Annotated in this window: 10 protein-coding genes; 3 read left to right on the top strand and 7 right to left on the bottom strand. The window is 53.1% G+C overall.

Annotation, left to right across the window (positions count from 1 at the left end; genetic code table 11):
* Positions 1–164: 164 nt before the first annotated feature.
* From ACMHXE_RS09705 to ACMHXE_RS09720, 4 genes are all read right to left on the bottom strand, one after another.
* Positions 165–893 (bottom strand): fumarate reductase iron-sulfur subunit, encoded by a 729-nt coding sequence (locus tag ACMHXE_RS09705; RefSeq protein WP_028781383.1) that lies wholly within the window; start codon positions 891–893, stop codon positions 165–167.
* Complete coding sequence (locus ACMHXE_RS09710) at positions 890–2,917, bottom strand: fumarate reductase flavoprotein subunit (protein ID WP_101057627.1); 2,028 nt, start codon at positions 2,915–2,917, stop codon at positions 890–892. Before ACMHXE_RS09710 ends, ACMHXE_RS09705 begins: the two co-directional genes overlap by 4 nt.
* Before the next feature lie 65 nt (positions 2,918–2,982).
* Positions 2,983–3,648: a fumarate reductase cytochrome b subunit gene (locus tag ACMHXE_RS09715; protein ID WP_101057625.1), complete on the bottom strand. Its 666-nt coding sequence runs from the start codon at positions 3,646–3,648 to the stop codon at positions 2,983–2,985.
* Between the two features lie 130 nt (positions 3,649–3,778).
* Positions 3,779–4,504 (bottom strand): fumarate reductase cytochrome b subunit, encoded by a 726-nt coding sequence (locus ACMHXE_RS09720; protein ID WP_101057624.1) that lies wholly within the window; start codon positions 4,502–4,504, stop codon positions 3,779–3,781.
* Between the two features lie 351 nt (positions 4,505–4,855).
* Here ACMHXE_RS09720 and prmA point away from each other — a divergent pair, with 351 nt between their 5' ends.
* From prmA to fis, 3 genes are all read left to right on the top strand, one after another.
* Entirely contained in the window at positions 4,856–5,737 is an 882-nt protein-coding gene (prmA, locus tag ACMHXE_RS09725; protein WP_101057622.1) for a 50S ribosomal protein L11 methyltransferase, read from the top strand.
* Positions 5,738–5,889: 152 nt separating this feature from the next.
* Positions 5,890–6,861: a tRNA dihydrouridine synthase DusB gene (dusB, locus tag ACMHXE_RS09730; protein ID WP_025011338.1), complete on the top strand. Its 972-nt coding sequence runs from the start codon at positions 5,890–5,892 to the stop codon at positions 6,859–6,861.
* A gap of 14 nt (positions 6,862–6,875) precedes the next feature.
* A complete protein-coding gene (gene fis, locus ACMHXE_RS09735; RefSeq protein WP_025011339.1) occupies positions 6,876–7,181 on the top strand; it encodes a DNA-binding transcriptional regulator Fis in 306 nt (101 codons plus the stop codon).
* 136 nt (positions 7,182–7,317) lie between these two features.
* Here the strand turns inward: fis and ACMHXE_RS09740 are convergent, their stop codons facing one another.
* The 3 genes from ACMHXE_RS09740 to ACMHXE_RS09750 all read right to left on the bottom strand — a co-directional run bounded on the left by ACMHXE_RS09740 (position 7,318) and on the right by ACMHXE_RS09750 (position 9,335).
* Positions 7,318–7,593, bottom strand: coding sequence for a hypothetical protein (locus ACMHXE_RS09740; RefSeq protein ID WP_167398150.1), 276 nt, complete (start codon positions 7,591–7,593; stop codon positions 7,318–7,320).
* 202 nt (positions 7,594–7,795) lie between these two features.
* Positions 7,796–8,317 carry an ankyrin repeat domain-containing protein gene (locus ACMHXE_RS09745; RefSeq protein ID WP_101057618.1) on the bottom strand — a complete coding sequence of 174 codons (522 nt, stop codon included), beginning with the start codon at positions 8,315–8,317 and terminating at the stop codon, positions 7,796–7,798.
* A 202-nt stretch (positions 8,318–8,519) separates the two neighbouring features.
* A complete protein-coding gene (locus ACMHXE_RS09750; RefSeq protein WP_101057616.1) occupies positions 8,520–9,335 on the bottom strand; it encodes a hypothetical protein in 816 nt (271 codons plus the stop codon).
* Positions 9,336–9,424 lie beyond the last annotated feature (89 nt).

A 9,424-nucleotide genomic window follows, 5' to 3' on the forward strand; every position in this document is an offset into this window, starting at 1 on the left:
AATAGACATAAAAAATCGGAAACCTACAAACAGGTTTCCGATTGTCTCTCATCAGAAGGATCGGTCAACCGATCCTTATCTGATCTACATTGCGGAATTTTCCGGGCTTTTCTGTTTGAACCTCAGCTTAGCTCTTTAAGGGCTTAGTTCTCTGAAGGCATAGTTTAAAGCAAGGTACTGGCCATCTTGCGGCGCAGGTAGGCTATCTGCTGCATATGGGGCAAGTCTTTAGGACAGTTATCCTGACATCCCAGCAGGGTCATACAACCGAACACCCCATCCTGATTGCCTATCACATGATAGAAGTCCTCGGCGCTGCGGGCATCGCGGCTATCCAGCTCGAAACGAGCGATTTTCATCATGCCGACGGCGCCGACAAAAGTGTCGCGCATCTGCTTGGTGGCGCAGGCCGAGACACAGACACCGCACTCCACACAGCGCTCCAGTTCATAGAGTCTGGCGGCTTCCTCCGGGTCCATCGGGGCTTCCAGATGGTGGATATCCTGCTGATCCGGCTTGGGATGCAGCCACAGCTTGAGCCTTTCAGCCAGCTCACGCATAAACTTGCCAGTGTTGACCGACAGATCCCCTATCAGCTCAAAGCCTGGCAGCGGCATCAAAGTGATCAGTCCATCTGGATATTTGGCGGTCAAGGTGCGGCAAGCCAAGGTAGGAAAGCCGTTGATCACCATGGCGCAGCTGCCGCAAATCCCGGCGCGACAGACAAAGTCGAACTGCAACGATGGGTCCTGCTCCTCCCTGAGGCGATTGAGGGCGATAAATACCGTCATCCCCGGGGTTTCTTGCAGTTGATAGTCCACCATTTGTGGCTTGTCTCCCGCTTGCTGTGGGTCGTAACGGAAGATCCTGAAGGTTAAAGTGCGGCCACTCATGCGTTGTCATCTCCGGCAGGGTTAGGCTGAGAAGGGGTTGAAGTTTGTGGGTAAGCCAGGCGGTCGCTCAGGCGCTCGTTGCCGGGGCGCAGGCTTTCCGGCAGTTCGAACGGCATCAGCGCCCGCTGCTTGTCTTCAGCGCCGGCATCCGGCCCCAAAGTCGCGAGAATGGCAGCAATCTCCTGCTCACGTTTGGCGGTATCCGGATGGGCAATGGCATTGTCGGCACCATAGCCGCGATAACCGGGCGGCAGTTCCATCTGCATCACATCCAGCGCCTCGTAGCTGAGCACAGGCTCCAGCGCGTCGGCGTCCGGCCAACTGGCCAGGGTACGGCTGAGCCAGTCTTTGTCGTTACGCTGCGGGTAATCCTCGCGGGCATGGGCGCCACGGCTCTCGGTGCGCGCCAGGGCGCCGCAGGCCACAGTCAGCGCCACCTTAAGCATACGCCTGACCCGTAGGGCCTCAACCAACTCGGGGTTGGCGTGGCGCTTCTTGCAGGTGACGACAATATTGCGCGAGCGAGCCAGCAAATCCTTGAGTTCGGCCACCGCCTTTTCCAGCTCTGGGCCGTTACGAAAGATGCCGACATAGTCCATCATCACTCTTTGCATCAGGCGCTTGAGCTCAAACGGGCTCTCGCCCTGCTCCCGAGCCAGCAGCTCGTCTATCTCCTGGTTGAGCTCATCACGGAAACGCTGCACCAACGCCGTATCCAGCACCAGCTCCTCCTGCTCGCAGAAGTCGGCCACATATTTGCCTATGATCATGCCGCCGACCACAGTTTCCGCCAGCGAATTACCGCCCAAACGGTTAAAGCCATGCATGTCCCAACAGGCCGCCTCGCCGACACTGAACAGCCCCTTGAGCTGCGGGCTCTCTCCTGTATGATTGGTGCGAATACCGCCCATGGAATAGTGTTGGGTCGGCCGCACCGGGATCCACTCTTCAGCCGGATCTATGCCGAGGAAGTTCTCACAGATCTCTTTGACTTCCCGCAGGTTGGTTTCCACATGCTTGCGCCCCAGCAGGGTGATATCCAACCACAGGTGCGGGCCATAGGGGCTGTCGACTCCCTTGCCCTTACGCATATGTTCTGTCATCCGCCGTGATACCACGTCACGGGAGGCCAGCTCTTTCTTTTCCGGCTCATAGTCAGGCATAAAGCGGTAGCCGTCTTTATCCCGCAGCAAGCCACCGTCACCGCGGCAGCCCTCAGTGGTCAGAATTCCCACGGGCACTATGGCCGTGGGGTGGAACTGTACGGCTTCCATATTACCAAGGGTCGCGACCCCGGTTTCCAGCGCCAGCGCCTGGCCTATACCCTCACAGATCACTGCATTGGTGGACACTTCATAGATACGGCCATAGCCGCCTGTGGCTATGGTGGTGGCCCGGGCGATATAGGCCCTGAGTTCACCGGTGATCAAACAGCGTGCAATAACCCCATGGCAGCGGTTGCCATCGTGGATGAGTTTCAGCGCCTCGACCCGTTCATGCACCGGGATATCCATGGAGATCGCCTTATTGTCCACCGCATACAGCAGCGAATGGCCGGTACCATCGGCGGTGTAACAGGTGCGCCATTTCTTGGTACCGCCAAAGTCGCGGGCATTGATCAGCCCGTGAGCCTCGGCGGCTTCTTCCAGAGTCACCTTTTCGGCATTGACCACCACTTGACGCGGCCCGGCAGTCACCCTGGTCCAGGGTACGCCCCAGTTGGCCAGCTCACGTACCGCCTTGGGAGCACAGTGGGCGAACATTCGCGCCACCTGCTGATCGCAGCCCCAGTCTGAGCCTTTGACCGTGTCCTGAAAATGCACATCTTCGCTGTCGCCCATGCCCTTGACGGTATTGCCGAGACTGGCCTGCATACCGCCCTGGGCCGCGGCCGAATGGGAACGCTTGGCAGGGATCAGCGACAGTACCAGGGTATCCAGGCCACGCTCTTTGGAAGCGATGGCTACCCGCAGACCCGCCAATCCGGCGCCGACAACCAACGAATCCGTATAGATGAGTTTCACACACACTCCTTATGGGACGGCCCAATGCCGTTTACCCGAAAGCTATCTGTTTGGGTTATCAATACTCAGCTCGCGTGGGGCCAAAAAGCCAGCAAGGACGCCAGACCTACGGCGACAAACGCCACACTGAGTATGGTTTTAATTTTTCTAAGGCGCGCCCGGCTGTTGAGATCCCGCGCCGCGCCCCATTTCAATGCCACCCGGTACAGTCCTATGGCGGCATGTAACTCCACTGTCAGCAGCAGTGGCAGGTACAAGGCCCAGGCATACTGGTTCCAAATCCTGTCGGCCGAACCCTGTGGCCCTATGGTTTCCGGGGCCGAACCCACCAACCAAAGATGCACAGGAAGCAACAGCAAAATCACCACTCCGGTAGCAGCCTGCCACACCCACAAGCGGGTATCGCCATGATCAATTTGCACTAGTTGCTGTTTCAGAGCCTTTTGCTGCCTGAGCGACAAAGGCAACTTGTGCAAGGCCACCAGCACGTGCAACAACGCCAACCCGGCAACGGCTATGGCTACCAGGCTCACCACCCAGGGGTAACCGTGGCCATCGTCACTGAGAAAACTCAGCTCCATGTTGCGGGCCACCCATTCCATTGCCGGCGCCCCCAGCAATATTGAAGACACCAGCAACAGGTGAGTCCACAAAAACAGCGCCAACAACACGCCTGAAGCACTCTGCCCCAGATCCAACCAGCCGCCCCAGCGCTCACTCAGTCGTATCATTCGTATTCTCCCTGTCATCCAATGGCTTAACCGCTTAAAGATAGTCAAACCAATGTGGATCACAAAGGGCAAACGAACCCTGAGGCAGATCAAACTTCTGCCGGTTAATTTACCTTTAACTGATATTGAGTTAACCGGGAACGAACGGCTGCAACGGCAGGCTCAGCTCATTGCCTAGCAGCATATAGGTCACCAAACTGCCTAATCCAAGCACGATAAGATAGACAATCAATAGCTTGGCTATTTTTCTCAGGCCAGTGCGGTTAAAGCTGAGGCCCCATTTCACCGCCACCCGATACAGGCCTATCATGGCGTGGATCACCACTGCAGGCAGCAGCAAGATATACAGCAGCCAGGTGTTGTCATGCCAGACCCGGTAGGCCGACATATTGGGGCCGATTTCCGGATTGGCTATCATGGTGACCAGGTGCATGGGCACCAGGAAGAACAGGATAAAGCCGGTGGCCAACTGCCAGAACCAGGCGTGGCTGTCGCGGTGTTTGATCAAATGCAGGTGGCTGCGCAGCGCCCGCCATTGGCCGAGCTGCGCCGGAAAACGCCTGAGCGCCATGGCGGCATGCAGTATCACCACCAGCAGAATGAACACAGAGAAGAGTTGCGTCAGCAGTGGATAACCGTGGCCAGTGGCACTGAACCAACCGCCTTCCAGCACCTGCACTACCTTATAGAAAGCCTCTTTGCCCAGCATGATGCTGGATTCGAAGTGAAGATGCGCCAACAGAAACATGCCCAGCAAAATGCCGGTGGCACTCTGCAGGCGATCGGCTCTGGCCGACCAGTAATGGCTGTTGGCATGACCGAGCCAGCGCTCAGGGATGTGATATTTTGTCAGCATGTTTTTTGGGTACAGATCCTTGGGATCTACAACATAACTCACAGCCAAACTGCGCCAATGGCCAAGGAGTCTGAATGTGACCTGCCTCAATCGAAAGTGGGGGATTATCTGATCATGCTCACAAATAAACCACTTTCAGCAAAACAGAGGTAATACCAATTAACCAATATAAATCAAACGTTTATTTGAAACTTTGAAACAGAAAAGACAGTAAGTTACCGTAAATTCCGCCATTAACGGGCCAAAGCTGAAACCGGGTTTCACTCCACCCTCTTTACCCCGGCGTGCTGGCAAGGCCTGTGACCTATGGCTTACAATAGCGCTTTATAGTCCCCCACGAGAGAAGATTCCATGCCCTGGATCCAGTTACGCATCCACAGCAGCAGCGAGCACGCCGAAACACTCAGCGACCTGTTGCTGGAGGAAGGCAGTGTTTCCATCACCTTTGAAGATGGTAAAGATACGCCGATTTTTGAGCCCAAGCTGGGCGAAACGCCACTTTGGGCCGACACTGTGGTAGTCGCTCTGTTCGATGCCGGCACAGATCTGACTCCCACAGTCGAGATGCTCAAGCAACAGCCCTTCCTCGAAGGCAAGCTGAACTACAAGATAGAGCAGATAGAAGATAAAGACTGGGTCCGCGAATGGATGGACAGCTTCCACCCCATTCAGTTCGGCAAGCGTCTGTGGATCTGTCCCAGCTGGCGTGAAATCCCGGATCCTGAAGCTGTCAACGTGATCCTGGATCCCGGCCTGGCCTTCGGCACAGGCACTCATCCCACAACCGCCCTGTGTCTGGAGTGGCTCGATGGCCTGGATCTGCAAGGTAAACAGCTGGTCGACTTCGGCTGCGGTTCCGGCATTCTGGCGGTCGCCGGTCTCAAGCTGGGCGCATCCAACGCCATAGGCATAGACATAGACTACCAGGCGATAGACGCCTCCCGCGACAATGCCAAACGCAACGGCGTGGATGATAGGCTCAGCCTCTACCTACCTGAGGATCAACCCAAAGGCATTCAGGCCGATGTGTTGGTTGCCAACATTTTGGCAGGACCGCTGCGAGAACTGGCCCCCCTGATCGCCGAGTTGGTGCGCCCGGGTGGCAAACTGGCACTGTCCGGTTTACTGCAGGAACAAGCAGAAGAGATCCGCGAATTTTACGCTCAATGGTTCGAGATGGACGAAGCGGTTCACAAAGAAGATTGGAGCCGCTTGACAGGAGTACGCAAATAGCGGTAAAGGCGGCGCCAGAGCGCACTGGCGCTGACTTCCTGCCTGTCAAAAGTCAAGTAAAAAAGTTTTGCTCAGGTCATTTATTGACCTTTTCACCGCTGGCAAAAAGGCGTACTATAGCGCCCCTTTGAAGAGCAAGGTGAAACAGCAAAATGCAGATTGGACCCTATCAACTGAAGAATCAGCTGATCGTGGCACCAATGGCAGGTGTCACCGATCAGGCCTTCCGCAATCTCTGTATCCGTTATGGTGCTGCCATGGCAGTGTCAGAGATGCTTTCGTCCAATCCCGACCTTTGGGACACAGACAAGAGCCGCCAGAGAATGACGCACTCGGGTGAAGAAGGCATACGCTCAGTACAAATCGCCGGGGCTGACCCCGATAATATGGCTTGGGCCGCCCGCTACAATGTGGAGCAAGGCGCCCAAATCATAGATATCAACATGGGTTGTCCGGCAAAAAAAGTGAATAAAAAGCTCGCGGGTTCTGCCCTGCTGCAATCGCCGGAACTGGTAAAGAAAATACTGGATGCCGTGGTTGCCGCAGTGGATGTGCCGGTAACGCTGAAGATTCGCACGGGCTGGGCCCCAGAACACAGAAATGGTGTTCAAATCGCCCGGATTGCCGAAGAGAGTGGCATTACGGCGCTCGCGGTTCATGGCCGCACCCGCCAATGCATGTACAAGGGTCATGCCGAGTACGACACCATCAAGGCGATCAAACAGAATGTCTCGATTCCTGTTGTCGCCAACGGGGACATCGATAGTCCGGAGAAGGCGCGTTTCGTGCTGGATTACACAGGTGTCGATGCCCTGATGATAGGACGGGGTGCCCAGGGAAGGCCTTGGATTTTCAGAGAGATCCAGCATTACCTGGACACAGGTAGCAAGCTAGCGCCCATTGGGATGGCAGAGCAGCGTCAAGTGATGCTGGAACACCTAACCAAACTGTATGATTTATATGGGGAAGTAAAGGGCGTCCGCTTCGCCAGAAAACATATGGGATGGTACCTGGACCAGGAAGAACAGCGCCAGTTCCGTGCCGACTTTAACCGGCTGGAAACCGCTGCAGAACAATGTTCCATGGTGGAACGTTTTTTTGATGAATGTGTACTAGATAAATAAAGAGCAGAATACGAATGTTTGATCAGACAACTCACACAGAAGCTCATCAGCTTACCGTAGGCAAAATCGAAACCGCTAACGGCACCATCAAGCCCCAGTTACTGCGCGACGCCGTAAAGCGCGCTGTCAGCAACTTCTTCGCTCAGTTGGACGGTCAAGAAGCCCAGGAAGTTTATGAAATGGTGCTATGCGAAGTTGAAGCACCTCTGCTTGATATCATTATGCAGCACACTCGTGGCAACCAGACCCGCGCCGCCAACATGCTGGGCATCAACCGCGGCACACTGCGCAAGAAGCTGAAAAAATACGGCATGAACTGATATAAATTCATAATGTATTGAAATAAAAAGGCCTTTCTTTAATAAGAAGGGCTTTTTTGCTTTTCATGTACCCCTATATGCACCCAGTAGTCCCATCAAAGCTCTGCTTGCCCTTGAGCGCTCATCAGCCTATGAGTCAATCACCGACTAGCTGCCATTTGCCACTCTGGGCTTCTTCCTGTGACAACAAAACCTTATCATGGGTTTCGAATGCCTTTTGCTCAAAATTGGCCTTCTGATTAGTCATTTTCTTTTCGCCGGATATAGTTAGGGTTTGTCTAACCTCACCATCACAAATCAGGTTGAGTTTCTTGCCAATAACATCAAAATCCTTCTCATAACCGGCGCAAGCCAAGATTGTAACTCCTCCCGGTAGTTCAAATTTTTCCTGTACATTCATTTTCATCTTCACAGCGACCACCTTTCCATATTTAAGACTATGGCATTGACGATTTTTTCAGCGCCCCATAACTGGCTCAGCAAGTACGTAGGATTGGAAGTGAATACAGCAAACCGCCAGAGGGAATTGGGCGTGAAAGAACTTTCCTCGAGATTGTTAATCTCTATCGAGGAAAGATCGAGAGGGCTACTCTCCGGTAAGGTCAAACAAAGTATCAGAACTTCTCTGGATAGCTTCTTAAAAGCTCTGGGATTTCCAGTGGCATATCAGCAAGTACCGCAACTGAATTTCTGAAAGAGCTGCCACTTTCAATTTTTGCATCTGGGTCAGCACCTGCTTCGAGTAACACTGCAACGATTTCTGACGAATAAGGCTTGCTGTCAAACACCATTTTCAAAGGCGTAGCGCCATCCTCGGGCCGGTGATTGATAAGTTTTTCGGCGCCATTTTCCAACAGTAATTTGATGGCCGGAAGGTTCTTTTGCCTGACCGCATAAATCAGCGGGGTATAGCCATAGCTGTCAACGGCGTTCACATCGAGCCCCTTTTCGATGAGAAATTGGATAGATTCTGGCGGAGTATCCCCATCCGATAACTGATGTAAATACGTCCATTTGTCATTTTCAGTTACCCTGTGAATATTACATCCTTGCTGGATAAAGGACTGGGCAATATCTAATTGTCCTTTTCTTAGTGCTCTATATAGTTTGTATTCTGGCCTGTCCGTATATCTCATTTCTGTTACCTGTTTTCCAAAAATTCTTCCATGTGTTCGATGATTTTGTTTGACCTTTCACCGAATTTAAGACCATGACATTGACGAGATTTCAAATACACTGGGGGGGCAATGGAGACCTCTACATGAAAAACGATATACCAACAACAAAAGCGGGTAGTTAACATCAATCTGAATTTAACATTGATATTAACTGTACTACTCAGTCCCGAACCGACTTGCTCCACACCAGTCCTTGGGGGATGAATGGGTCAACGACCGGCTGCTCCATTCCAGCGTGGATCCCCAAGTTGGTCAGCGCCACAGCAAACTCGGCATAGTGGCCACGAGTTGTGCCGCTTTCTTCGCCGTAACGGGCGCCATGGTGCCAAATAGCCAAGTTGCGTTTAATACCATCTTCAAAGCTCAACGCATCTTTGTGAATGATCCCCCACAGAGCCAAGTGCAAGGTAAAGTAATTGCTACGTCCGCTGATTTTTTTGCTGGGTTTGGCGGTGTATTCGTCCAGACGCTTTTGGCAATGGGCACTGGCTTTATCATGGTCGCCGTTAAACCAGGCTTTTAGCGCATGCACCAAATCGTCAGTGGTATCCGGTTTGCGGTTGCCTGGAAACTGCTCTTCCGGGTACAGCAAACAGGCTTCTTTGGCGATCGCCAACTCACCGGCGGCCATGGCGCAGTTGAAACAGCTGACGACATCAATGGATTCCTTACCCATGGTAACCTTTTCGCCGATAAACTCTGGGGCGTTCGGGTCAAAAGCCATTTTCAATGGTCGTAATTGATACTCTGCGGCTTTTTTGAAAGCGGCCTTGGCCTCATCAAATTTTTGGTTCAGTGCATAGGACATGCCCAAGCTGGCATAATCAAAGCCGCGGCCCCAATAAACGTGCTCTATCTCATGATCCTTATAAAAACCAGTTTCATCCAAAGCTTTTTTTCGGGCGATGGTTTCCAAATCGATTTCTAGTTCATTGGCAAGCTGCTCTGCCGAGAGTTGGGGGATTTTTTTGGTCATGGTTATTTGTTTCCTTTCAATGCTTTTAATCCATCGGCAAAGGTGCTCTTGACTGTCTCAAACTCGGGGATGGTGAATTCTTGGAGCAC

Source organism: Shewanella sp. BJSY2023SW007 (assembly GCF_047314525.1).
Taxonomy (GTDB): domain Bacteria; phylum Pseudomonadota; class Gammaproteobacteria; order Enterobacterales; family Shewanellaceae; genus Shewanella; species Shewanella chilikensis.

Bases quoted from the DNA above. Each gene is read 5' to 3' on its own strand.
- ACMHXE_RS09705 (WP_028781383.1), bottom strand. From the start codon at position 893: ATGAGTGGCCGCACTTTAACCTTCAGGATCTTCCGTTACGACCCACAG.
- ACMHXE_RS09715 (WP_101057625.1), bottom strand. From the start codon at position 3,648: ATGATACGACTGAGTGAGCGCTGGGGCGGCTGGTTGGATCTGGGGCAG.
- ACMHXE_RS09720 (WP_101057624.1), bottom strand. From the start codon at position 4,504: ATGCTGACAAAATATCACATCCCTGAGCGCTGGCTCGGTCATGCCAAC.
- prmA (WP_101057622.1), top strand. From the start codon at position 4,856: ATGCCCTGGATCCAGTTACGCATCCACAGCAGCAGCGAGCACGCCGAA.
- dusB (WP_025011338.1), top strand. From the start codon at position 5,890: ATGCAGATTGGACCCTATCAACTGAAGAATCAGCTGATCGTGGCACCA.
- fis (WP_025011339.1), top strand. From the start codon at position 6,876: ATGTTTGATCAGACAACTCACACAGAAGCTCATCAGCTTACCGTAGGC.
- ACMHXE_RS09745 (WP_101057618.1), bottom strand. From the start codon at position 8,317: ATGAGATATACGGACAGGCCAGAATACAAACTATATAGAGCACTAAGA.
- ACMHXE_RS09750 (WP_101057616.1), bottom strand. From the start codon at position 9,335: ATGACCAAAAAAATCCCCCAACTCTCGGCAGAGCAGCTTGCCAATGAA.